Source organism: Solwaraspora sp. WMMD791, assembly GCF_029581195.1.
In the GTDB taxonomy this organism is placed as follows: Bacteria; Actinomycetota; Actinomycetes; order Mycobacteriales; family Micromonosporaceae; genus Micromonospora_E.
In genome coordinates this window covers 3881184-3903558 of the sequence record NZ_CP120737.1, presented here as the reverse complement: position 1 = coordinate 3903558, position 22375 = coordinate 3881184, and the positions used below count along the sequence as shown (strand labels likewise).

21 protein-coding genes and 1 pseudogene are annotated in these 22375 nt (G+C 70.8%); 16 read left to right on the top strand and 6 right to left on the bottom strand.

Features of this window, described 5'->3' with window-relative positions:
- Positions 1–244 precede the first annotated feature (244 nt).
- The 4 genes from O7623_RS17370 to O7623_RS17355 form a co-directional block, all read right to left on the bottom strand.
- A complete protein-coding gene (locus O7623_RS17370) occupies positions 245–1195 on the bottom strand; it encodes a DUF559 domain-containing protein (RefSeq protein WP_282224077.1) in 951 nt (316 codons plus the stop codon).
- Between the two features lie 85 nt (positions 1196–1280).
- Complete coding sequence (locus tag O7623_RS17365; protein ID WP_282224076.1) at positions 1281–3128, bottom strand: hypothetical protein; 1848 nt, start codon at positions 3126–3128, stop codon at positions 1281–1283.
- Complete coding sequence (locus O7623_RS17360) at positions 3121–5118, bottom strand: hypothetical protein (protein WP_282224075.1); 1998 nt, start codon at positions 5116–5118, stop codon at positions 3121–3123. Before O7623_RS17360 ends, O7623_RS17365 begins: the two co-directional genes overlap by 8 nt.
- Positions 5115–5543 carry a DivIVA domain-containing protein gene (locus O7623_RS17355; RefSeq protein WP_282224074.1) on the bottom strand — a complete coding sequence of 143 codons (429 nt, stop codon included), beginning with the start codon at positions 5541–5543 and terminating at the stop codon, positions 5115–5117. The genes O7623_RS17360 and O7623_RS17355 overlap by 4 nt, the downstream gene beginning before the upstream one ends.
- 343 nt (positions 5544–5886) lie before the next feature.
- Between O7623_RS17355 and O7623_RS17350 the strand changes: the two genes are divergently transcribed.
- From O7623_RS17350 to O7623_RS17330, 5 genes are all read left to right on the top strand, one after another.
- A complete protein-coding gene (locus O7623_RS17350) occupies positions 5887–6132 on the top strand; it encodes a winged helix-turn-helix domain-containing protein (protein WP_282224073.1) in 246 nt (81 codons plus the stop codon).
- 103 nt (positions 6133–6235) lie between these two features.
- Entirely contained in the window at positions 6236–6499 is a 264-nt protein-coding gene (locus O7623_RS17345) for a hypothetical protein (protein WP_282224072.1), read from the top strand.
- Between the two features lie 11 nt (positions 6500–6510).
- Positions 6511–6768 (top strand): hypothetical protein, encoded by a 258-nt coding sequence (locus tag O7623_RS17340; RefSeq protein ID WP_282224071.1) that lies wholly within the window; start codon positions 6511–6513, stop codon positions 6766–6768.
- Between the two features lie 11 nt (positions 6769–6779).
- Positions 6780–7415 (top strand): hypothetical protein, encoded by a 636-nt coding sequence (locus O7623_RS17335; RefSeq protein WP_282224070.1) that lies wholly within the window; start codon positions 6780–6782, stop codon positions 7413–7415.
- Positions 7405–7827 carry a hypothetical protein gene (locus O7623_RS17330; protein WP_282229448.1) on the top strand — a complete coding sequence of 141 codons (423 nt, stop codon included), beginning with the start codon at positions 7405–7407 and terminating at the stop codon, positions 7825–7827. The genes O7623_RS17335 and O7623_RS17330 overlap by 11 nt, the downstream gene beginning before the upstream one ends.
- 22 nt (positions 7828–7849) lie before the next feature.
- Here the strand turns inward: O7623_RS17330 and O7623_RS17325 are convergent, their stop codons facing one another.
- Positions 7850–8740 carry a YDG/SRA domain-containing protein gene (locus tag O7623_RS17325; protein WP_282224069.1) on the bottom strand — a complete coding sequence of 297 codons (891 nt, stop codon included), beginning with the start codon at positions 8738–8740 and terminating at the stop codon, positions 7850–7852.
- A 409-nt stretch (positions 8741–9149) separates the two neighbouring features.
- Here O7623_RS17325 and O7623_RS17320 point away from each other — a divergent pair, with 409 nt between their 5' ends.
- A complete protein-coding gene (locus tag O7623_RS17320; protein WP_282229447.1) occupies positions 9150–9689 on the top strand; it encodes an NADH-quinone oxidoreductase subunit B in 540 nt (179 codons plus the stop codon).
- 83 nt (positions 9690–9772) lie between these two features.
- Positions 9773–11092, top strand: coding sequence for a DUF2252 domain-containing protein (locus O7623_RS17315; protein ID WP_282224068.1), 1320 nt, complete (start codon positions 9773–9775; stop codon positions 11090–11092).
- Between the two features lie 37 nt (positions 11093–11129).
- Here the strand turns inward: O7623_RS17315 and O7623_RS17310 are convergent, their stop codons facing one another.
- Entirely contained in the window at positions 11130–12167 is a 1038-nt protein-coding gene (locus O7623_RS17310; RefSeq protein ID WP_282224067.1) for a glucose 1-dehydrogenase, read from the bottom strand.
- A gap of 86 nt (positions 12168–12253) precedes the next feature.
- On the opposite strand from O7623_RS17310, the gene O7623_RS17305 reads away from it, so the two are divergent.
- The 9 genes and pseudogenes from O7623_RS17305 to O7623_RS17265 all read left to right on the top strand — a co-directional run bounded on the left by O7623_RS17305 (position 12254) and on the right by O7623_RS17265 (position 22372).
- Positions 12254–12922 (top strand): NADH-quinone oxidoreductase subunit C, encoded by a 669-nt coding sequence (locus tag O7623_RS17305; protein ID WP_282224066.1) that lies wholly within the window; start codon positions 12254–12256, stop codon positions 12920–12922.
- A complete protein-coding gene (gene nuoH / locus O7623_RS17300) occupies positions 12922–13887 on the top strand; it encodes an NADH-quinone oxidoreductase subunit NuoH (RefSeq protein ID WP_282224065.1) in 966 nt (321 codons plus the stop codon). The genes O7623_RS17305 and nuoH overlap by 1 nt, the downstream gene beginning before the upstream one ends.
- Positions 13884–15560: a hypothetical protein gene (locus tag O7623_RS17295; RefSeq protein ID WP_282224064.1), complete on the top strand. Its 1677-nt coding sequence runs from the start codon at positions 13884–13886 to the stop codon at positions 15558–15560. The genes nuoH and O7623_RS17295 overlap by 4 nt, the downstream gene beginning before the upstream one ends.
- 220 nt (positions 15561–15780) lie before the next feature.
- Positions 15781–16347, top strand: a complete 567-nt coding sequence (locus O7623_RS17290; RefSeq protein ID WP_282224063.1) for an NADH-quinone oxidoreductase subunit I — start codon at positions 15781–15783, stop codon at positions 16345–16347.
- Entirely contained in the window at positions 16344–16865 is a 522-nt protein-coding gene (locus O7623_RS17285; RefSeq protein ID WP_282224062.1) for an NADH-quinone oxidoreductase subunit J, read from the top strand. Before O7623_RS17290 ends, O7623_RS17285 begins: the two co-directional genes overlap by 4 nt.
- Positions 16865–17233 (top strand): NADH-quinone oxidoreductase subunit NuoK, encoded by a 369-nt coding sequence (gene nuoK, locus O7623_RS17280; protein WP_282224061.1) that lies wholly within the window; start codon positions 16865–16867, stop codon positions 17231–17233. Before O7623_RS17285 ends, nuoK begins: the two co-directional genes overlap by 1 nt.
- A gap of 11 nt (positions 17234–17244) precedes the next feature.
- Positions 17245–19080, top strand: a pseudogene (locus O7623_RS17275) (NADH-quinone oxidoreductase subunit L); the annotation flags it as partial.
- Positions 19081–19148: 68 nt separating this feature from the next.
- Entirely contained in the window at positions 19149–20762 is a 1614-nt protein-coding gene (locus O7623_RS17270) for an NADH-quinone oxidoreductase subunit M (protein WP_282229446.1), read from the top strand.
- Positions 20759–22372 (top strand): proton-conducting transporter membrane subunit, encoded by a 1614-nt coding sequence (locus O7623_RS17265; protein WP_282224060.1) that lies wholly within the window; start codon positions 20759–20761, stop codon positions 22370–22372. The genes O7623_RS17270 and O7623_RS17265 overlap by 4 nt, the downstream gene beginning before the upstream one ends.
- Positions 22373–22375 lie beyond the last annotated feature (3 nt).

Here is a 22375-nt window from a genome sequence, read left to right as displayed (position 1 = left end):
CGGCGTCGTCCCAACTGTCGCCGGTGCGGTGCTGAGCGGTCCGGCTCACTCGGTGCGGTCAAGGTCCGTCATCCCTACCTTGTGAGGTTGGCTTTCGGCGGTCACGCCAATGTACTACCTGGACACAATGCGTGAAGGTGCGCCGCCGTGGGCTGTCGTGGCTGCATGTCGAGAACTCGCGAGTGGAGGGCTGGGGTACGTAATTCCGCGAGAATTACGTTCCTGGGCCCTCCACTCGATGCGGTCAGCCGGCCCGCTCAGCGATCGCCTGCCGTACGGTTTGGGTAAGTTGTTCACTTCGCCGGAGTACGTCGTCGGCAGTGAAGCGCAGCGCCAACCAGCCGGCGGCCCGCAGGGCGTTGAACCGGTGCACGTCACGCCGGAAGGTGGCCTGCTCCCGGTGGTGGTCACCTTCGTACTCGATGGCAATCTTCAACCCCGGGTAGGCAAGGTCGACTCGGGCGATGAACCTCCCGCCAACTGCCGAGTCGGCTGAGCCCGTTGAGCCCGGCGCCGGTGTGCGCACTTCGTACTGCGGGGTGGGCTTGGGTAGGCCGGCGTCGTGCAGCAGCAGTCGGAGCCGGCTCTCCATCGGCGACTCACTCAACGGCTCGGCGAGCATCAGCAGTTCCCGGAGTTGTTTTACCTGCCTCCGCCCCGGGTGGGCATCGACATAAGCGCTGAGCTGGGTCCTGGTGCAGGTCCGGCGGCGCAGGAGCGCGTCAAGGGCGACGAGCGCGTCGGCCCGGGGCAGGAGCCGCCCCAGGTCATAGGCGGTACGGACACCGGTGGTGACGGGCATCCCGGACAGTGACGTGACATCGTACTCCCAGTCGAGGGCCAGGTTGGCGTACCGGATCCGGGGCTGTGGGTCTGGCCTGGCCTTGGTCGGTACGGCGACGTGCACGGGCGCTGGCACCGTGCTCCGGTGTGGCAGCAGGTCGACGCCCCAGAGCAGGGCAGCGCTCAGCCCGTAGATGGCTGCACCGGGTGGGAGACGGACTGCGACGGCGAGGCACCACATCCGGTGGTCGTCGGGGTCGTAGGCGTCAGCATGCACGTAGACGTCGTGGAGCAGCCGGCGCCAGGTCGGGCCGGCGAGCATCCGCTTGGTGATCAGGCCGGCGGCGACCGCCCGGCTGCCGGCGAAGGGTTCCACAGTCAACTCACGGGGCACCTTGACGGGGCGGGCCATCCGGCAGAGCCTGCCGGATGGCCGCTGTCGCCTGCTGCCCCGAACGCTGGCCTGGTCGCGAATCCGACTCAGGAACGAGGAAAGGTCAGATTGCGGCGACTGCTTCGGCGAGGGTGGCGGCGGAGATGACGACCTGCCGATCAGGGGACGTCGCTGTCTTCGGGAGGTGGATGGCGCAGCGGTCCGGCGTCAGGACCACGGTCACCGTGACACCGGGATGCCTGCCCGCGAGCATGCTGAGCAGGGCTTCCGGGGACTCCGGGCCGGTCAGGACGGTAGAGGGGCGGGAGCCGTCGCCGGCCGGGGCGGGAATCGGGGTGGCGGGTTCGGCGGGTACGGACCGGTCGCTGGCGTTGCGCAAATAGCGCAGCGCATGGTCGACGGCCTGGGCGACCGTACGGTGGTGTGCGCCTGGCGCCCAACGGGGCACGTCGACGCTTGCATGTGGCGGGGCAACTTTGGCACCCCAGCGCAGGCCCTGGACGACGTACGGCGTACCGGTGTTTGCGCGGTGGTCGGCGACGCAGAGCACGACGTGCAGGCCCAGGGTGTGCACGATCGTGACCATGGTGGACAGTTCCGGGGCGTACGGCGGCGCGGCCTGGACGAAGATCCGGCCGCCGGGTTGCCCGTGGGCGACCTGCTGCAGGTAGCTGCGGAGCGGGTCGGCGTCGGGGTGGGGCAGGGTGGCGTAGCCGTCGAGCAGCGCCGACTCCGGCAGGTAGTGGGCGTCGATGAGTGGCGCGCAGTCGTCCGGGTCGAGGCCGAGCGCGGTGAGCTGGGGCCGGAGCCGGTACTCCGGCGGCAGCTGGCGGACCAACGAGCTGACGGCTGGCGCGGGCGAGGCAGGGCCAGCATCGGCGGGCGGGGCAGGGCCGGTGGCCGGGGTCGGCCAGTTGAGGTGCCGGGCGCGGTGTGCGCCGTCCACGATGGTGACGCTGGCGGCGTGAAAGATGCGGTGGGTGCCGTGGCAGGTGCGGCAGCCGCCGATCCGGGGGCACCGGCAGCGGGCCAGGTCCGGCGCGGGCGGGCAGGTCGGGCAGGCGGCGTACGGGATCGGTGGGCCCTGCCACGACGGCGGCGGCGGCTGCCAGGCGCGGACGGTGACTTCCCCGGCGGTACGCAGTGTGGTGTGCCACCAGCGGTTGTCGCGCCAAATGGCGTGCCCGCCGGCGGTGGGTTCGCCGGTGAGCAGGGCGGTGCAGTCGGCGAGGATGCGGCGTTCGAGCCGGTCGACGTCGACGCGGGGCAGACCGACAGCGGGCAGGCCGACAGCGGGCGAGGCGGCGTCGCGTGTCGGGGTGATGTGGTGGGCGGGGGCGTGCCGGCCGTGTTCGGCGAGGCCGGCGGCGGCCCGGCCGACGGTGGTCATGACGGCCGCTTCGGCCAGGTCGGACCAGGGGGCGAGGCGGTCGCCGACCGGGCCGTCGGGGAGTTCGAAGCGGATGTCCCAGCCGAGGGTGCCGTCGCCGGGGGTGAGCCGGCGGGCTTCGACGACCAGGTCGAGGCAGAGCTGTTCGGCGACGTGGCAGAGCTGGGCGAGCCGGCGGGACGGGTCGGTGGTCGGTGGTGGGCTGCTGCGGCCGAGCCAGATGTGCCACGGGTCGCGGGCTTCGTCGGCGATCACCTGGGCTTCGTAGGCGAGGCGTTGCGCGGCGGGCAGGTCGGGCTGCCACCCTTTCGGCAGGTCGGTCCAGGGGGCGATGACCGGGTCGTCGGGCAGGTCGGGCTCGTAGAGGTGGGTGGCGCCGACCTGTGCGGCGAGGCGGGCGACGACCGGGGCGAGGTCGAGGCACCAGAACAGGTCGTCGGCGTCGCGGGTCGGCGTGACCGTGCCGGGGGTGATGCTGGCGGAGGCGACGGCGGCGGTGTCGATGTTCGCGACGGTGAGGACGAGCTGGGCGCGTCGGGCCGGCGAGGTCGGTTCAGACATCGGCCATCACCGCGGCGGCTGCTTCGGTGAGGGTGGCGGCGGTGGCGACCACCGTGGTGTGGTGCGGGCCGTCGGGCAGGTGTACGTCGTACCGCTGTGGGGTGAGCACGATGGTGACGACGGTGCCGGGGTGGTGGGTGGCGATTGCGGTGAGCGTCGGCACCGGGTCAACTGGGTCGCCGCCGGTGTGACCCGTACCGTCGTCGACGTTGGTGGGGGCGGGGATCGGGGTGGTCGGGTCGGTCGGCACGATCGCGTTGCTGGCGTGGCGGACGTGCTCCAGGGCCTGGGCGATCGCTTTCGGCAGGCTGAGCTCGTACGCCCCGGGGGACCAGCGGCCGAGTGGGCTGGTGGTGCCGGGTGGGGCGAAGCGGACTCCCCAGCGCAGGCCCTGGATCTGGTACGGGATGCCGTCGTTGCGGCGGTGGTCGGCGACGCTGACGACCAGGGCCAGGCCGAGGCCGTACGCCATTTTGACCACTGTGGCCAGTGGTGGCACTTTCGGTGGGGTGGCGTGTAGCAGGATCCGCCCGCCGGGGTGCCCGTTGGCGACATTTTCGAGGTACGCCGTGACCGGGTCGCTGCCGGTGCGGGGCACGGTGGCGTAGCCGTGCAGCAGTTCGTGGTCGCGCAGGTGCATGGTGAGCCCGTCGAGGGTGGTCAACTCGGTGGGGTCGAGGCCGAGTGCGGTCAGCTGGTGGGTGAGCTGGTATTCCGGCGGGAGCTGGTGGATGGCTTTGCCGCTCGGGTGGTAGCCGATGCGGGGCGGTGGGGTTGGCGGCGTACCGCCGTGGGGTGGCCAGTTGAGGTGGCGGACCTGGCGGCGACCGACGGCGATGGTGACGGTCCCACCGTGGTAGATGCGGTGGGTGCCGCCGCAGGTGGCGCAGCCGTTGATCCGGGCACAGTCGCAGTTTTCCCAGCTTGGCCAGTGGGCGCAGTCGGGGCAGGGCCGGTACGGGATCGGCGGGCCCTGCCAGCTTGGCGGGGGCGGCTGCCAGGTGCGGACCAGCCGCCCGCCGGAGCCGACGCCGGGGCCAGCGCCGGAGTCGGTGTCGGGGCCAGAGTCGGTGTCGGCGCGCAGGGTGGTGTGCCACCAGCGGCCGTTGCGCCAGATGGCTTGCGCGCCGGGGGCCGGCCCGTCGGTGAGCAGTGCGGCGAGGCAGTCGGCGACGATGCGGCGTTCGAGCTGGTCGGGGTCGACGGGTGGCGGGCGGAGGCTGATGCGGCTGGCGGGGCGTGGGGTGACGTAGTGGGCGGGGGCGTGCCGGCTGCGGTCGACCAGCGCGTAGCAGGCTCGGGCGACGTCGACGCAGGTGGCGGCGTCGGTGAAGCTGTCGTAGCGACCGACGCCGGTGGGGGCGGGGCTGCCGGGCAGTTCGAAGCGGATGTCCCAGTGGAAGTGGCCGCTGTCGGGGGTGTGTGGGTTGCGGCGGGCTTCGACGACCAGGTCGAGGCAGAGCAGTTCGGCGAGTTCACCGAGGGTGGCGAGCCGCTGGGTGGGGTCGGTGGGCAGGTCGGGGGTGCTGCGGCCGTACCAGATCCGCCACGGGTCGTAGGCTTCGGCGGCGATCGCTTCGGCTTCGAGGACGTACCGCTGGTCGGCGGGCAGGTCGGGCTGCCACTGTCTGGCGAGCCGCATCGTGGGGGTGAGGATCGGCCGGCCGGGTGTTCGCGGGTCGTGGAGGTCGGCGGCGTCGACCTGGCGGGTCAGGTCGCAGATGACCGGTAGCAGGTTCAGGAACCAGTACGGGTCGTCGTCGGTCGGCGCGGCGGCGGTGATGCCGGGCAGCACGTTGGCGGAGGCGATCGCCCCGGTGTCGATGTTGACGGCGGTGAGGACGAGCTGGGCGCGGCGTTTGCCGGCTCCGCCGCAGCGGCCACACGCTTGGGCGGGGCTGTCGGCGGTGTCGTTGGTGGCGGCGTGCCCGCTGCCGTGGCATCCGGGGCAGGTGACGACGGTGACGGGGTGCGGGGGCGGTTCGGTCACGACTGCCCCGCGTACCGGGTCGTGGCGCTGGTGCCGGTCCAGGCGGGCAGGTGCATGGTGGTCTGCGCGGCGAGGGCCTGGCTGGTCTGCCAGCGGCGGAGCGCGTCCTTGATGCGGTCGTTCTGCTCGTAGGTGCGGTCGAGTTCGGCGTAGACGATGCCGAGGTCGTGGGCGATCCTCTCGAGGAAGGCGGCGACTTCGCCGGGGTCGAGGCCCCGGCCGCCGCCGCGCCGGGGGGCCGTCGGGAAGCGGTGGCTGCGGATCTGCCAAGGGCGGATCGGCCGGTACGCGGTGGGTCGCTGGTTGCGGTTGCGACCAGCGGGTACGCGGTAGACGCCGCTGCCCTCCGGCCAGTCACGTGGCGGGGTGGTGGCCATCTTGCGGCGTTGCCAGCGCAGTCGCCAGCGTCGCCAGAGCTCTCGCATCACGTGTTCCTCCCCATTGTGTTCGCTGCTGGTGCCGTTCGGGCGGTGTCGTGGGTGTGCCTGGACGGGGGTGGCCCTGCCGCTTGCCGATCCCGGCGGGGCCACCCCCACCCCAATCGCCGCAGCCCTCCTTGGCAGTACGGCGACCAGGGCAAACCTTCGGGGCCGGGACGCCCAACGGCATGACTCGCTACACGCCCCGACCGGCTGCGTGGAGTCCTCTGAGGTTGGAGACCAAGGAGGAAACCTCGCACCGAGGAACCTAAGCGAAGTAGTTCGCTTAAGTCAACACCACTAGTTCGCTGTACCGGCATCTTGCTGCCTGAACTGTCAGCGTGATCTCATGGCGGGTGGAGACCAAGGAGTGCCCATGCCCGCCACCAAGTGGGAGAAGCTTGCCGACCACATCCGCGCTCAGATCAGGAGCGGCGAACTGCGGCCCGGCGACAAGCTCCCATCAACTGCCCAGCTCAAGGCCGAGCACAACGTCTCGGACTCGGTGATCCGCTACGCCATGCATGCCCTGCGCACTGAGGGCCTGGTCGAGAGCGCCCACGGCGTTGGCGTCTTCGTCGCCGAACCGAAGTGACTGCTTCCTGACATCGTCGACGGCAGGGCCGGAAGCAGGATGACCGGCTTCGATAGGCTCGACCGTGCGGCGAGGGTTGAGCAGGACATCGGGAGGCGGCAACATGTCCAGCATCCAGGAAGTCAAGGCGGGGCTGGCGCAGGCAGGTCAGCACGGCAACGCCACTGTGCAGCAGATCCGGTCAGCGGCAGACGCTCTCGACCGCATGATCGCCAGCTTGCGCGCCGCTGCGGCGGGCACCGGTCACCCCACCATTGGCGAGGCGATCAGCCGCTGCGAGCAGAGTAAGAAGCTTCTTGGTGACGCGACATCCCTTGTCCATGGTGCTGGCGAGGCGACCCGCAACTACAGCAGCTTGCTTGGCTGAGCGTCGCTGACATGACCGTCGATGACATCAAGAGTGACCTCAACCGTGCCAGGACCCTGATGATGCAGGGGAAGGCAGGCTTCGAGGAGGCCACCGAGACCGGCGCGCAAGGTAGCGCCCTGGCGCTGCACACGGTGCAGGACAGCGCGGATGACGACATCGAGAAGGCAGCAGCGGCCCTCAAGGCGGCTGACGACGAGGTCGACCGGGTGCTCAGCCGGGTCAACGCTGCGGTCGAGCTGGCCGACGCCTACCGGGACGCGCTCTGATGTCGGGCGGCATGGAGCAAGTCATTGCGCAGATGCAACGCGCCAAGGGCCAGTTGGCTGAAGCCGCTGTGACAGCGATGCGGGCCAAGGTGGACTTTGACGAAGCCTACAAGCTGTACTTTCAACTCTCCGAGGGATCAGCTAACCCGAACATCCGTCGTGCGGCGTCAGAAGCACAAACGGCCGCAGCCAAAGCCGGCAGATATGCCAATCTACTCGATCGAGTGCAGCGGCACTACCAGGCGTACTTCGCAAGAGTCGCACCGGCTGCCAACCTCGGATCGCCTTCAGGTGTGCCCTCCGGGGAGAAGCTCCTGTCGGACACGGGGCGTCGAGCAAGCCGGAGGGAGCAGTTCCTCCGCCAACAAGTGCAGAAGGCTGACGACACGCAGGAAAGCCTCTCGAAATTCGAGGCTAACGCCAAGACGCTCGTTGACTACTTCAAGAAGCTCCCCGATCCGCCGGGTGCGACCTCGTCTAACCCGGTTAAAGTCGATCCTGCGCCCACAGGCGAGCGTGTTGATGTTGATAATCCGATCACTGCCGTCGCGATGGCGGCAGGCGCACTGGCAATCGCCTTGAAGGCTACGATAAATAACGTAAAAAAGAACCGCGAGAGGAAACGTCGCAGTGGCAATGAATCCTGAACTTCCCCTGTACATCCGGACTCTGGTCAGAGGCGAACACGACCTGAACGACCAAATCGAGGAGCGGCTGGATCGCGATGGCTGGGATGGCTTCCCTCGCTTCCTCGCGTCGTTGTTCTTCGCTGCTGTCGATCGTAGGTTCGGTGAGGACGTGCTCCCGGGCGAGATCATTCGGTTCGTCGCCGCACTTCGGGAGGACCTGAGCCATGGAGGGCCGGACATTGATCCGATTGGGGCGGAAGCTTTGATCAAGTCGGTTCTGGACCCAGCTACCGAATATGACCTCAGCCAGGAGATGATCGGCAAGATCCAGTTGGCTACCTCCTATAAGATTCTTACGGAGGGCGATCTGTCCGACGCCGAGCTCGACGAGATCCTCGCTGAGGCAACCGAATTCGCGATGCAAAGCTAGCCTGCTAAACTCGCTCTGGCACCTATTTTTCGGCTTGCTTTTTGTTCGCGTGGATGCTTCGGTGGTACTCGACTAGCGACCAGTTGATAGGGTGCTTTTCGGTGAGTTGAAGATCAACCACGATGGCGTTGTTTATCGTGTCTACGACTCGTCCTTCTGGGTCGATCTGTAGTGCGCCCGTATCGAACAGGACATGATGGTTTGGGCAAAGGCATAGCACGTTGCTGATGGTGTCCGGGCCGTTGTGTGGCTTTCCAAGCGGCTTGATATGGGCGGCTTCCGCGTACGGTCCAGCAGGCGTCATGAGCTGTTCGCCGCAGATCTGACATGTGTAGTCGTACAGACGTTTAGCCTCCACCGCTACCGAGGTGTTTCTCACGAGTCGCTGGATTGTTGCTTCGACCCGAGTGACCTCGCTGGCTACGTCTGATGGGGCGAGATCTGGTGGGGGTGTATCCGCGCTTTCGTATGCGACCAGACGGAAGCGCCAGATGGTGAATCCGTCGGTTCCGATATCGCTCCAGTGATCGACAACCCGGAAGAGTCCGGAGTACTGGAGCCCTGTCTCAGGTGAATACTTCTTGTCTCCGCCGGCACCACGAACTACGCGTACGGGATAGCCCTCGAGTTGGCTCCTGGCGAGCCCCAGGTTGCCAAGTTTGAGCTCTTGGTGCGCGATCTGGCGTTTGGTTCGAGGGTCGTTGCCGCCTTGGCCCGTATATATGATTTCGGTGCCGTAGTCCTCGTCGTCGACATAGCCGCCGGAGACGACGATGGACTCGGCTCCATCCTGCCCGCCGCAGATGCCGCCCTGAAGCGGTCGGTGGACCTTGGATGCTGCCAGCTCGGTGCGGTTCGCAAACGTCGAGCCGGGTGGGTAGCCAGGGATCTCGCCGTACGTCCGCTCCGCCATGCTGGCACGATAGGCTACCTGAGGCTAAAATGTGAAGATCGTTCGTCTGGCCGGGTCTGCTCCACGGATCGGATGAAGGATGCCAGCTTATGTGCGTTAGCGCTGAGCAGCGGCCTCTTGGCGCCATAAGCGGCCACCTTACGGAGCCCTGCGCGGATGTCGTTCAGCTCGGACATCGGCTGCCGTCGCGATCGCTTCTCAGGCCGACCGAACAGCGGCAGCCCGACGGATCAACAGGCCATGGTCACCCGTACCGGCACCTCGGCCTCGTCATGGAGTTCGATACCGACCGTCGACAGCCGGACGGGACTGGCTCGAGTTGATCGACTGCCCCGTACAGCTGTTGTGGTTGACTGGGTGGCACGTACGTAGGTGGGGGAGCGGGGCCGGAGGAGGTGGCGGCGCGGTGGTGCAGTTGCCGGCGGTGCTCGGTGAGCCGATCCGGTTCGTGCTGAACTGGGGTCGCCGCTACTCGCTCTGGGTGTTCAACTTCGGCCTGGCCTGCTGCGCGATCGAGTTCATCGCCACCAGCATGGGCCGGCACGACTTCATCCGCCTCGGCGTCATCCCGTTCGCCCACGGGCCGCGCCAGGCTGACCTGATGGTCGTCTCCGGTACCGTCACCGACAAGATGGCGCCAGCGATCAAGCGGCTCTACGACCAGATGCCCGAACCCAAGTACGTGATCTCGTTCGGTGCCTGCTCCAACTGCGGTGGCCCGTACTGGGACTCGTACTCGGTGACCAAGGGCGTCGACCAGCTGATCCCCGTCGACGTGTACGTGCCCGGCTGCCCGCCCCGGCCCGAAGCGCTGCTGCACGGCATCCTGCGGCTGCAGGAGAAGATCGCCGCCGAGCGCTCCGGCATCGGCGGCGTGCACCGGCCCGACCCGCTCGCCTCCCCGGTCGACCGGCTCACCGCACCGGTCGTCAAACCACCGACTCGCTGAACGGGCGAGCTGTCTCGGCGTACAGCTGATTCTGAGCCGGCGCTCAGCGGAGCTGTTGCCCACGCGCGGTAGCGTGCCCGGACGTGAGTGAGACTCAGCGCGCGACGCAGATCGTCGACATCCTGACCGCCGAGTTCGGCGACCTGATGGCCATCGACCCGGCCGCCTTCCAGCGCAAGTTCCGCAAGATGGCCGCCAGCCCGTTCGCGTTCTACCGGGGCACCGCCTGCCTGTTCTACGCCGACCAGACCGACCCCGGCGGGCCGTTCAACGACGACAGCTTCTGCGACAAGCGGACCAGCCGCGTCTGGATCCACGGCGACCTGCACGCCGAGAACTTCGGCACCTACATGAACGGCTCCGGCGAGCTGGTCTTCAACGTCAACGACTTCGACGAGGCGTACGTCGGCCCGTTCATCTGGGACCTGCGGCGCTTCGCCGCCAGCGTCGCCCTCATCGGCTACGCCAAGGCGCTCTCCGACGACGTCATCAGCACCCTCGTACGCACGTTCGCCACCGCCTACCTGGCGGAACTGCGGGCCATCGCCGCCGGCGGCGAGGAAGCGATCGGCTCGATCACCCTCGCCAACGCCACCGGCGTACTGCGGCACGTGCTGCAGGAAGCCCGGCTCAACACCCGCGTCGGCCTGCTGGAGAACCTCACCACGATCAACGACTACGAGCGGCGGTTCATCCACCGCGACGGCGTGTACGCCATCGACGACGACACCCGGGCCGCGGTGACCGCCGCGTTCGCCGACTACCTGACCACGCTGCCGCAGCGCGTCGGCGGCGGCCGGACCGACCCCGCCCACATCAAGGACATCGTGCTGCGCAAAGGCGTCGGCATCGGCTCCGCCGGGCTGCCGTCGTACAGCATCCTGCTCGAAGGCCACACCCAGGCGTTGGAGAACGACGTCATCGTCTACCTGAAGCAGGCCCAGGTGCCGGCCGTCGCCCGGCACATCGACGACGACGGCGTCCGCTCCTACTTCCAGCACCAGGGCCACCGGACCGCCGAATCGCAGCGGGCGCTGCAGGCCCACGCCGACCCGTGGCTCGGCTACACCGAACTCGGCGGCGTCGGGCAGCTCGTCGCCGAAGTGTCGCCGTACGCCGCCGACCTGGACTGGGCCGACGTCAACGAACTGGCCGACCTGACCGGCGTCGTCGCCGACCTGGCCCACTCGGTGGCACGAATGCACTCGGTCGCCGACGACGAGTCCAGCCACGACCTGGTCGACTTCTCCACCGAGGAGGCGATCGTCGCGGCCGTCGACGCCGACGAGGCCGGCTTCGTCGAGGGCCTGGTCGACTTCGCCCACCGGTACGGGGCCCGCGCCCGCGCCGACCATCAGATCTTCGTCGACCTGTTCCGCAACGGCCAACTGCCCTGGGTCTGAGCCGCCCCAACCGGCAGGCCGCAGCCCCGGCACCGGGTCAGAACTCGATGACGGTCTTGATGCCGCCCTGCTCGGCGTACGCCTGGGCGTAGTCGTCCAGGCCGTACCGGTGGGTGATCATCGCCATCAGGCAGTCGTGGTCGGCGCGGGCCAGCGCGTCGGCCGCCTGCCGCCAGTGCCGCCGGTTCGCGTTGACCGTGCCGAAGATGACGTTGTTCTTCAACACCAGGCAGCGGTTCAGCTCGTTGAGGTCCAACTCGACGTGGTGGGCGCTGGCGTTGATCCCGGTCAGGCAGCCGACGCCGTTCGGGGCCAGTTTGCCGAACACGTCGTGCACCACCGGCGGCGCGCCGGTGCACTCGATGATGACGTCCGGGTCGAAGTCCAGCTCCGCCACCGGCACCGCGTGGTACGTCGCCCCCAGCCGCCGGGCCAGCTCCGGCTTCGGCCCGGACTTGCCCCGCGCCAACACGTGCGTCTCCAGGCCACGTTGCACGCTCAGCAGCGCCGCCAGCAGCCCGATCGGGCCGGCCCCGGTCACCAGCACCCGCTGCGGTGCCCAGAACCCCCGCGCCCCGATCCGGTCGATGTGGTCCCACGCCTTCGCCACCACACTCGTCGGCTCCAGCAGCACCCCCGCCAGCCCCAACTCCGGGCGCAACGCCACCACGTACTCGGCGGGCGCCCGCCAGCGTTGCCGGCCGAACCCGTCGACGCCCTTGATTCCGCACTCGGTGTACCGGCCGTTGCTGCACAGATCCCACTCGCCGGCCGCGCAGTACGGGCACGGCACCGGATCCCGATGCCGGACGATCCCGGCGACCAGATCACCCGGCTGCATCGCGCCCGTCGGATCCTCGACCACCCGCCCCAGCGACTCGTGGCCCAGCACCAGCGTGTCCCGACCCTCCGGCGGCGCACCGTAGTCACCGGCGAGGATCTCCGAATCCGTACCGCAGATCCCGACCGCGACCGCCTCGACCAGCACCTCGCCCTCGGCCTGCGCCGGCTCCGGCGCGTCGTCGACGAGCCGCAGCGAGTCGGCCTTGCCCGGAGTCACGGTCAGCGCACGCATACCAGGGTGGTTTCCCCGAGCGGCGGGAGCTACACCGGAAAAGTCTGACCGGTTGCCGCCCTCCCGCCCCCTTAGTATCTACTGGCATGACCCCCGACGAGATCGGCGCTCATCTGGTCAGCCTCCTGACTGAGCCTGAGCCGGAGCCGCAGGCCGCGTCGGACGTCACCGCCAGCGTCTCCGGGGGCGGCCGGTACGCCCGCGCCACCGTCGACGTACCGGCCGGGCAGTGGCCGGACGCGCTGCGCACCGCCCGCGACGACACCGACCTGGGCTGCGACTACTTCGACTGGCTGTCAGCCGTCGACGAACTCGACGCCGGCTTCGCCATCGTCGCCCACCTGTGGTCCACGCACGCCCGGCACGGCGTACTGCTGCGCACCCGGGTGCCCCGCGACAACCCGCAGCTGCCGAGCGTCGTCGACGTCTTCCCCGGCGCCGACTGGCACGAGCGGGAAACCCACGAAATGTTCGGCATCGACTTCACCGGACACCCCAACCTGACCCCGCTGCTGCTGCCACCCCAGTTCGAAGGCCACCCGCTGCGCAAGGAGTTCATCCTCGCCTCCCGGGTCGCGAAACCCTGGCCGGGCGCGAAGGAGCCGGGCGAATCCGAATCCGGCGGCACCCGACGCGCTCCGATGCGGCCACCGGGCGTACCGCTGCCGACCGAATGGGGCCCGCAGGCCGCCAGGGCCCGCGCCGCCGCCGAGGGCGCCGCCGCCGAGGGCGACAAAGACGGGGGTACGGCCTGATGCCCCTCTGGCTGGAGCTGGCCATCCGCGTCGGCGCCGTCGTCGTCGCGTTCCTGACCCTGCCGCTGCTCGTCGGACAGATGGAACACAAGGCGATGGCCCACATGCAGGGCCGACTCGGCCCCATGTACGCCGGTGGATTCCACGGCTGGGCGCAACTCGTCGCCGACGGGGTCAAGTTCGTGCAGAAGGAGGACATCACCCCACGCGCCGCCGACCGGCCGGTGTTCCGGCTCGCCCCGGCGATCGCGCTCGTGCCGTACCTGCTGGTCCTGCTCGTCATCCCACTCGGGCCGAACGACCTCGTCGGCCAGCCGCTCGACGTCGGCCTGTTCTTCGTCCTGGCCGTGATGGGCGTCGGCGTCGTCGCCGTGCTGATGGCCGCCTGGGCGTCAGCCAACAAGTACAGCCTGCTCGGCGGGCTGCGCGGCGCCGCCCAACTGCTCGCCTACGAACTGCCGCTGGTGCTCGCCGCCGCCAGCGTCGCCATGGCCGCCGGCACCCTGTCCCTGTCCGGCATCGTGCAAGCGTGGCAGCCGTGGTGGCTGATCTGGCAGGCCCCCGCCCTGGTCGTGTTCTTCCTCGCCGGGATGGCCGAGATCCGCCGCCCCCCGTTCGACATGCCGATCGCCGACAGTGAACTCGTCTTCGGCTACCTCACCGAGTACACCGGGCTGCGGTTCGCGTTCTTCCTGCTCGCCGAGTACGCCGGCATCGTCGTCATCGCCGCGCTGACCACCGTGCTGTTCCTCGGCGGCTGGCACGGGCCGTTCGGCGTCGACCAGCTCGGCTGGCTGTGGACGCTGCTGAAGGTCTTCGCCGTCGCGTTCGTCATCATCTGGATCCGGGTGTCGTTTCCTCGACTACGGGAAGACCAGTTACAACGGTTGTGCTGGCTCGGACTGGTTCCGCTCGCCCTGGCCCAACTGGTGCTGACCGCCGGGGTCAAGGTCGCCATCGGATGACCCGACAGACGTCCGGGTTCACCCTCCCGCGCGTCGCCCCCGGACTCGTCCCCAACGCCCTGCTCGCCGTGGCGCTCGCCGTCGGCGCGGCCGGCCAGATCCGGGTCTGGGCCGCCGGCACCTGGCTGTGGAACGACGAGACCGCCATCGCCATCAACCTGCGGCGCGGCTTCCTCGCCCTCACCCAGGACCTGGAGTTCCAGCAGGTCGCCCCGGTCGGCTGGCTCTGGCTGGAAAAATCCCTGCTGTACGCCTTCGGCGCCGACGAACGCGTCCTGCGGCTGCCGTCCCTGCTCGGCATGCTCACCGTCCTGGCGTTGACGGCGGTCATCACCCACCGGGCGGTCGGCTGCTGGGCGGCGGCCGCCGCGACCGCGCTGATCGCCGTCGCGCCGATGGTCCTGACCTATGTCGGCGAACTCAAGCAGTACGCCGTCGAAGCCGCCGTCGCCCTGGCGGTGCTCCTGGCCACCGAACGGGCCACGTCGGCGCTGGCTGCCCGTGCCGACAGGAGGCGTGCCGTGCTGCCGCTGGTCGGCTGGGTAGCGGCCACCCTCGTCGCGGTCTTCGTCAGCCTCACCGCCGTACTGGCCCTGGCCGGTGCCGTCGCCGGCGCCACCCTGGTGACGGCGGTACGCCGCCGCTGGCGCGACACGCTGCTGCTCGCCGTCGGCGCGCTGCCGGCCGCCGCGTTCGCCGCGTGGCTGATCCACCGCCGCCGCCAGTACCCGTTCATGCCCGGCCAGGCCGACTACTTCGTCGGCGGCACCCCGCCGGCCGGGTCCGGGCCGGTCGAGATCCTCACCTGGCTGCCGCAGATGTGGACCGGATTCGTCACCGTCACCCTGCAGTGGCGGTACCCGCTGCTGATCCTGGCGTTCACCCTGGCCGGCCTGGCGGCACTGGTGCGGCGGGGCCGGCCACAGTGGGCCGCCATGCTCGGCGGCGTACTGCTGATGGCGGTGCTGGCGGCGGCGGTCCGCGGCCTGCCGCTGGCCGACCGGGTCGCCACCTGGCTGATCGCCTCCACGGTGATCCTGGTCGTCGCTGGCGCGGACGGCTGCGTACGGGCGCTCCGGTGGGCGCTCCGGCGCGCCGGCCGCCGGCTGGCCCTGGCCCCGGGCGCCGGGACAGCGCTGCTGGTCGTCGCGGTGCTGGCACCGGTCGCCGCGCTGCCGGTGGTCGCCGCCCCGGCCGCCCAGGCCGCGTACCGGCAGGTCCAGGACCCCCGGGTCAAGGACGCCGGGCCGGGTGCCCTCGTCGACGTCGCCCGGCAGGTCCGACCCGGCGACGTGGTGCTGTTCTACTGGTTCAGCTACCGGATGGTCCAGTGGTACGGGCCGCAGCACGGGCTCGCGCCGCGCACCGTCCGGCTCTACCCGCCCGGCCACGCCAACTGCGACCCGCAGCGGCTCGCCGAATGGCTCGGCGACGCCCGCCGCGTCTGGTACGTGCACGGGCGCAACCTCAGCGGCGAGCCCCGCGACTACCCGGACCGCGTCGCCGCCGCGCTCGCCGCCCAGGGCACCGTCGCGGCGGTACGCCGCTTCCCCGCCGACCGGCACTCCGGCTCGACGGCGGCCTGGGTGCTGGTCGACCTGGCCGCCGGGCCCGACCCGCACCCGCCGGCCGTCGAGCCCAGCGCCGACTTCCACTGCCTCGGCCCCTGGTGACGCGCCCGCCCGCACCTCCCGGCGGGCCGGTACAGCGAATCGCGAGTATTCCTCTGAGGAATAATCATTCCTCAGAGGAATACCGCTGGAAAACGTACCTGTCTCGGGTGCCGGGCGGTGCCGGGCGGGGGCAGGCGGGCGACCGCCCGGCACCGGTCCCATCGTCGATCGGTGAGATCAGATGCTCGCGTGGGCGGGCCGGATTCGGCAGGATGAGCACATGGACGGACACGGCGAGGGGCTGCTGAAGGGTCTGGCGACCACGTTCAAGACGATGGTCAGCCCGACGCACACCCAGCAGTACCCGGACGTCGAGCCGGAGCTGCCGCCGCGCACCCGTGGCGTGATCGCGCTGCTCGCCGAGAACTGCACGGTCTGCATGCTCTGCGCCCGGGAGTGCCCCGACTGGTGCATCTACATCGACTCGCACAAGGAGGAGGTGTCGGTGCCGGGCGCGGCCCGGGCCCGCCAGCGCAACGTGCTGGACCGGTTCGACATCGACTTCTCGCTCTGCATGTACTGCGGCATCTGCATCGAAGTGTGCCCGTTCGACGCGCTCTACTGGTCGCCGGAGTTCGAGTACGCCGAGTACGACATCCGTGACCTGCTGCACGACAAGGAGCACCTCGGCGAGTGGCTGGCCAGCGTACCGCCGCCACCGGCGCACGATCCGAACGGCGAACCGGCCAAGGAGGAGACGGCCGCCGCCCGCAAGGCCGCCGGCCCCGGCGCTGGCCCAGGCCCCGGCCGGGCCGCCGGCCCCGGCGCTGGCAGGGCCCGCGCGTGACCGGTACGGACGTCCTGCTGCTCGCCCTCGGCGCGGTCGCCGTCGGCGCCGGGGCCCTGGTGGTGAGCACCCGGCACATCGTCCGCGCCGGGCTGTACCTGGTCGCCTGCCTCGGCGCGGTCGCCGGTCTCTACCTGGTGCTCGCCGCCGAACTCGTCGCCTGGGTACAGGTGCTGATCTACGTCGGCGCGGTCGTCGTACTGCTGCTGTTCGCGGTGATGCTGACCCGGGCACCGATCGGGGCCGCCACCGACCTGGACCGGCCCGGCTGGCCGGCCGCGCTGATCGGCGGCGGTGCCGGGCTGGGCCTGGCCGCCCTCTTCGTCGACGCCTACCGCTGGTCCAGCGTGGAACTGCCGGCCGCCGGCACCGCCGACCGCCTCGGTACGGTGATCTTCGGCAGCTGGGTGCTGCCGTTCGAGGTGCTGTCGGTGTTGCTGCTGTCCGCGCTGATCGGCGCGATCGTGCTGTCCCGCCCCGACGTCGGCGCGGCATCCCGATCAGGTGGCGGCAGCTGATGCGCCCGGTCATCCCGTACGTCGTCGCCGCCGCGCTGTTCGGCCTCGGCGTGTACGGCGTGCTGCGCCGCCGCAACGCCGTCCTGCTGCTGATGTCGGTCGAGTTGCTGCTCAACGCCGTCAACCTGGTGCTGGTCACCGCCGACAGCACGGTCCGCGCCGCGTTGCCACACACCGGGCAGACGTTCGCCCTGTTCATCATCGTGATCGCCGCCGCCGAGATCGGCGTCGGGCTGGCCATCGTGCTGCACCTGTACCGGCTGCGGGCCAGCGTGGTCGTCGACGACGTCCCACTCGGCGACGACACCGACGACGACACCGACGACGGTAGCGCTGCCGACGACGCCGCGCGGGAGGTGCGACGGTGAGCGCCACCCGCCGCCGGGTCGCCGCCGTCCTCGGCGTCGGCGGGGCAGCGCTGGCCCTGGCCGCCGCCGTCACCCTGCTGGCCGCCGGCGCGCCGACAGTGGACGTGTCCCGGTCGTGGATCGACTTCGGCGGGCTCGCCGTCACGCTCGGCGTACGGCTCGACGGGCCCGCCGCCCTGCTCGCCGTCGCGGTCGCCGCGGTGGCGCTCGCCGTCCAGCTGTACTCCGTCGCCTACCTGGCCGACGACGAGCGCTACCCGACGTACGTCGCCCAGGTCAGCCTCTTCACCGCCGCGATGCTGCTGGTCGTCGTCGCCGGTGACCTGATCATGCTGCTGGTCGGCTGGGAGGTGATGGGCGCCTGCTCGTACCTGCTGATCGCCCACGACCGGCGGCTGCCCGAGGCCCCGGCGGCGGCCATGAAGGCGTTCCTGGTCACCCGGGTCGGTGACGTCGGTTTCCTGCTCGGCGTCGCGGTGCTCGGCATCGGTGCCGGCAGCTTCCGGATCGCCGACGTGCTCGCCCACGACTATTCGCCGGCGACGGTCACCACGGCGGCGCTGCTGCTGCTCGCCGGGGTGGCCGGCAAGAGCGCCCAGTTCCCGCTGCACACCTGGCTGCCGGACGCGATGGCCGGCCCGACGCCGATCTCCGCGCTGATCCACGCCGCGACGATGGTCGCCGCCGGGGTGTACGTGACCGTCCGGCTCTACCCGATCTTCGTCGCCGCCCCGGCCGCGTTGGTGCTGCTCGGCGTACTCGGCGTCGTCACTCTGCTGCTCGGCGCGTTCGCGGCGACCGCCGCCGACGACATCAAACGGGTCCTGGCCTGGTCGACCGTCTCCCAGTTGGGCTACATGACCGGTGCGTTGGCCGTCGGATCCCCGTCGGCCGCCCTGTTCCACCTGCTCACCCACGCCGCGTTCAAGGCGCTGCTGTTCCTCGCCGCCGGCTGCGTGATCCACGCCGTCGGCAGCAACCTGATGTCGGCGATGGGCGGGCTGCGCCGGCCGATGCCGGTCACCTTCGCCGCCACGGCGGTCGGGCTGGGGGCGCTTGTCGGGCTGCCGCCGCTGGCCGGGTTCTGGAGCAAGGAGAGCGTGCTGTACGCGGCCTCCCACGCGGCCCGGCATCCCGGTGACGGGCCGGCTCCAGCGTGGCTGGGCTGGCTGGTCTGGACCGCCGGGCTGGTGGGGGTGGCGGTCACCGCCTGGTACGCCACCCGGCTGCTGCTGCGTACCTTCTTCGGGCCGTCCCGGCTGCCCGCCGGCGCCCACCCACACGACCCGCCGGCGTTGATGCGCTGGCCGGTGCTGGCGTTGACGGTGCCGGCGGCGCTGCTCGGCCTGGCCGCGTTCAGCCCCACCGTCGCCGGCTGGCTCGGTGGCGCCACCCCGGGTGACCTGGTCCACGTCGGTGCCGACCTGGTGCTGCCGGTGCTGCTGCTGGCAGTGGGCGCCGGCGCGGCGGCGTGGCTGTACCGGCGGAACCCCGCCGCCGATCCGGCCGACAAGGCGCTGGGGCCGCTGCGGCCGGCGTTCGCGGCGGCGTTCTGGCTGGACGCGGTGCAGCGGGCCGTGGTGGTCCGCCCCATCGTGGCGCTCGCAGCCATGGCCAAGGTCGGCGACGAACGTGGTGTGGACGGGGCGGTGAACGGTGTCGGTAGGGGTGTCCTGGGGCTTGGCGGCATTCTGGATCGCCGTTCCGCCGCCCCACTGCCCTTCGCGGTGATCCTCGTTCTGGCCGGAGCCCTGCTGCTCGCCCTGCTCACCGCCGCCCTCACCCTGCTCACCTCCCCGACGATCTTGCAGTTATCGAGAGGATTTGTCTACTTTGTCCAACGATAACTGCAAGATCGTCGGGATCTTGAGGGGAGGCGGGCGCTGCCGTGTACGCCGAGTACGCCGATGACGCGATGACGGCCGGGCAGCTCGCCCTGCTGGCCGTACTGATCCTGCCGGCGCTGGGGGCGCTGCTGGTGGTGGCCCTGCCACTGAGGGATCACCGGGGGGACCGGGCCGGGCGGATCCTGGGCACCGGCGTCGCGGCAGTGACCGTGCTGGCCAGCCTGCCGCTGCTGGGGCGACCGGCCGGGGCGGGCTGGTTCGCGTACGGGTCACCGCTGGACGGCCCACCGGGAGTGCAGCCCTGGCATCAGCTGGACCTGCCCTGGGTGCCCGCCCTGGACCTACGGTTCCACCTCGGCGTCGACGGCATCTCGTACCCGCTGGTGCTGCTCACCACCGTGCTGACGCTGCTCTGCTGCGCGTACACCGTCTGGCGGGTCCCACAGCAGCGCAACGGCCGGGCGTTGGTCGCGTTGCTGCTGGTCGTCGAGGTCGGCATCGTCGGTACCTTCCTCGCCCTCGACCTGGTGCTGTTCTTCGTCTTCTTCGAGGTCGTGCTGCTGCCGATGTACGCCATCATCGCCGGCTGGGGCGGCACCGGTGACCCGGCGACCAGCACCGGAACCGACGGCGGGGCTGACGGCGGGGCTGACGGCAGGGCCGGCGGCAGGACCGCGCACCGGCGGGCGGCGACGAAGTTCGCCGTCTACACCCTGGCCGGGTCGGTGCTGCTGCTCGTCGGCGTGGTGACCGTGGTGACCGCCGCCGGCACCGCCGACCTGACCGTGCTCACCGGCGGCGCCGACCTCACCAGGGGCACCCAACTCGCCGCGTTCACGCTGCTGGCGCTCGCCTTCGCGGTCAAGGCCCCACTCTGGCCGCTGCACAGCTGGCTGCCCGACGCGCACAGCCAGGCACCCACCGTCGGCAGCGTGATCCTCGCCGGGGTGCTGCTCAAAATGGGCACGTACGGGCTGATCCGGGTCGCCGTCGGCGTCGCCCCGGAGGGGGCCAGGTGGGCCGCCCCGGTGCTCGGGACCCTCGCCGTCGCCGCGATCATCGTCGGATCCCTGGTGTGCCTGGCGCAGACCGAGCTGAAACGGCTGATCGCGTACTCCAGCGTCGGACACATGGGGTTCGTGCTGCTCGGCATCGCCACGCTCAGCGCCACCGGCATCCAGGCCGCGCTGATCGGCAACATCGCCCACGGCGTCATCACCGGGCTGCTGTTCTTCCTCGCCGGGGCGGTCAAGGACCGCTACCACACCGGTGACCTGGCCGACCTCGGCGGACTGCGGGAACAGGCACCGGCGCTGTCCGGGCTGCTCGGCTACGCGGCGCTGGCCTCCCTCGGCCTGCCCGGCCTGGCCGGTTTCTGGGGTGAGGCGTTCGCCGTCGTCGCCGCCTGGCAGCGCGGCGGGCCACTGTGGACAACCCTGGCGGCGGTGGCGGCCGTCGGGGCGGCCCTGACCGCCGCGTACCTGCTGCGGATGCTGCGCCGGGTCACCCACGGCCCGGCCGGCCCGGCGCTGCGGGCCGCCCCGGCGACGGCGATCAGCCGCGCCGAGGCGCTGGTCTGGGCGCCGCTGGTGGTGGCGGCACTGGCCATCGGGCTGGTCCCGACGCTGGTGCTCGGCATCGCCGAGGTGCCGGTGGACGTGCTGCTGGAGGTGATCCGGTGATCGGCGAACTCGCCGCACAGTCGGTCGACCATGTGGCACTGCTGCCGGCGTACCTGGCGGCGCTGACCGCCGTCGCCGTACTGCTGGTCGACCTGTTCGTCGCCCGTCGGGCGGCCACGGTGGCGACGGCGACGGTGGGGGCCGTCGCGGTCGGCGTCGCCGCGTCGGTGGCGCTGAGCCGACCGACCCGGGCCACCTTCTGCGGTACGCCGTCCGGGGTGACCGCCGAGGACGGCTTCGCCTGCTCGTACGTCGCCGACCACCGGGCCGCCCTGGTCGCGCTGCTGTTCGCCGCGCTGACCGTCGGGGTGCTGGCCCTGTCGGCGCCGACGCTGCGGGTCGGCGCGGTGCCGGTCGGGGAGTACTGCTTCCTGTTGGCCTGCTCGATGACCGGCGGTGTGGTGCTCGGTGCCGCCGGTGACCTGATCACGCTGATCGTGGCGGTGGAGACGCTGACTTTGCCGCTGTACATCCTGGTCGGGCTGCAGCGGCAGCGGGTCGCCTCGGCCGAGTCGGCGGTGAGTTTCTTCGTCGTCAGCGTGGTCGCCACGGCGGTGGCGCTGCTCGGCGCGGCACTGCTGTATGCCGCGTACGGCGCGGTGCACCTGGACCTGCTCGCCGGCGCCAGCGGCCTGGCCGAGCCAGCGGGTCCGGCCGGTACGGTCGTCGGCGGCTCGGCCGACGGGCAGGCCCGGCTGGCCCGGGTCGGCGTGGTGCTGCTGCTGACCGGGTTGGCGTTCAAGGTGGCGGCGGTGCCGCTGCACGCCTGGGCGCCGAAGACCTACGACGGTGCGCCGTTGCCGGTCGCCGCGTACCTGTCGACCGCGTCGAAGCTCGGCGGTGTCGTGGCGATCGTTGCGGTCGTCGCCGACGGGCTCACCCCGCAGCTGGCCACCTCCGGGCCGGTGCTGGCGGCGCTGGCGGTGGCGACGATGACGATCGGCAATCTGGTGGCGCTGCGGCAGCGGCGGATGGTTCGGCTGCTGGCCTGGTCGTCGATAGCTCAGGCCGGCTACATCCTGGTGCCGCTGGCGGCGGCGGCCGGGCTGGCCGGCCGGGGCGTCGAGGAGCAGGCGGTGGCGGTCGCGGCGGTCTTCGCGTACACCGTGTTCTTCGTGGTGTTGGAGCTGGCGGCGTTCGCGGCGGTGGTGGCGTTGCGGCCGGCGGCCGGCGACGGCGGCACGATCGCCGAGTACGCGGGCGCGGCCCGGCGGCGGCCGTGGGTCGGTGGGGCGCTGGTGTTCGCGCTGATCGGGCTGGCGGGTCTGCCGCCGGGCCTGGCCGGGTTGTTCGCGAAGGTGGCGGTGGTCCGGTCGCTGCTGGTCGGCGGGGCCGGCGCGCTGGCGTTGGTGGTGGCGGCGAACGCGGTGTTCGGCCTGGTCTACTACCTGCGGGTCAGTGCCACGCTGTACGCCCGACCTGGGGTGACGCCGAGCGGCGACGGTGCGTCGGCGGTGCCCGGCGGTGCGTCGGCGGTGCCCGGCGGTGCGTCGGCGGTGCCCGGCGGCCCGGTGGCGTGGCCGGTCGCGGTGGCTCTGGCGGCGGCGACGATTGTGGCGGTAGTGATCGGTTTCGCCCCGCAAGTGGTGTTTGACGTCGTCGCAGGCTGACCG

Bases quoted from the DNA above. Each gene is read 5' to 3' on its own strand.
- O7623_RS17370 (WP_282224077.1), bottom strand. From the start codon at position 1,195: ATGGCCCGCCCCGTCAAGGTGCCCCGTGAGTTGACTGTGGAACCCTTC.
- O7623_RS17290 (WP_282224063.1), top strand. From the start codon at position 15,781: ATGGACGGACACGGCGAGGGGCTGCTGAAGGGTCTGGCGACCACGTTC.
- O7623_RS17350 (WP_282224073.1), top strand. From the start codon at position 5,887: ATGGCGGGTGGAGACCAAGGAGTGCCCATGCCCGCCACCAAGTGGGAG.
- O7623_RS17295 (WP_282224064.1), top strand. From the start codon at position 13,884: ATGACCCGACAGACGTCCGGGTTCACCCTCCCGCGCGTCGCCCCCGGA.
- O7623_RS17325 (WP_282224069.1), bottom strand. From the start codon at position 8,740: ATGGCGGAGCGGACGTACGGCGAGATCCCTGGCTACCCACCCGGCTCG.
- O7623_RS17335 (WP_282224070.1), top strand. From the start codon at position 6,780: ATGGAGCAAGTCATTGCGCAGATGCAACGCGCCAAGGGCCAGTTGGCT.
- O7623_RS17365 (WP_282224076.1), bottom strand. From the start codon at position 3,128: ATGTCTGAACCGACCTCGCCGGCCCGACGCGCCCAGCTCGTCCTCACC.
- O7623_RS17270 (WP_282229446.1), top strand. From the start codon at position 19,149: ATGACGGCCGGGCAGCTCGCCCTGCTGGCCGTACTGATCCTGCCGGCG.
- O7623_RS17340 (WP_282224071.1), top strand. From the start codon at position 6,511: ATGACCGTCGATGACATCAAGAGTGACCTCAACCGTGCCAGGACCCTG.
- O7623_RS17355 (WP_282224074.1), bottom strand. From the start codon at position 5,543: ATGCGAGAGCTCTGGCGACGCTGGCGACTGCGCTGGCAACGCCGCAAG.
- O7623_RS17310 (WP_282224067.1), bottom strand. From the start codon at position 12,167: ATGCGTGCGCTGACCGTGACTCCGGGCAAGGCCGACTCGCTGCGGCTC.
- nuoH (WP_282224065.1), top strand. From the start codon at position 12,922: ATGCCCCTCTGGCTGGAGCTGGCCATCCGCGTCGGCGCCGTCGTCGTC.
- nuoK (WP_282224061.1), top strand. From the start codon at position 16,865: ATGCGCCCGGTCATCCCGTACGTCGTCGCCGCCGCGCTGTTCGGCCTC.
- O7623_RS17305 (WP_282224066.1), top strand. From the start codon at position 12,254: ATGACCCCCGACGAGATCGGCGCTCATCTGGTCAGCCTCCTGACTGAG.
- O7623_RS17330 (WP_282229448.1), top strand. From the start codon at position 7,405: ATGAATCCTGAACTTCCCCTGTACATCCGGACTCTGGTCAGAGGCGAA.
- O7623_RS17345 (WP_282224072.1), top strand. From the start codon at position 6,236: ATGTCCAGCATCCAGGAAGTCAAGGCGGGGCTGGCGCAGGCAGGTCAG.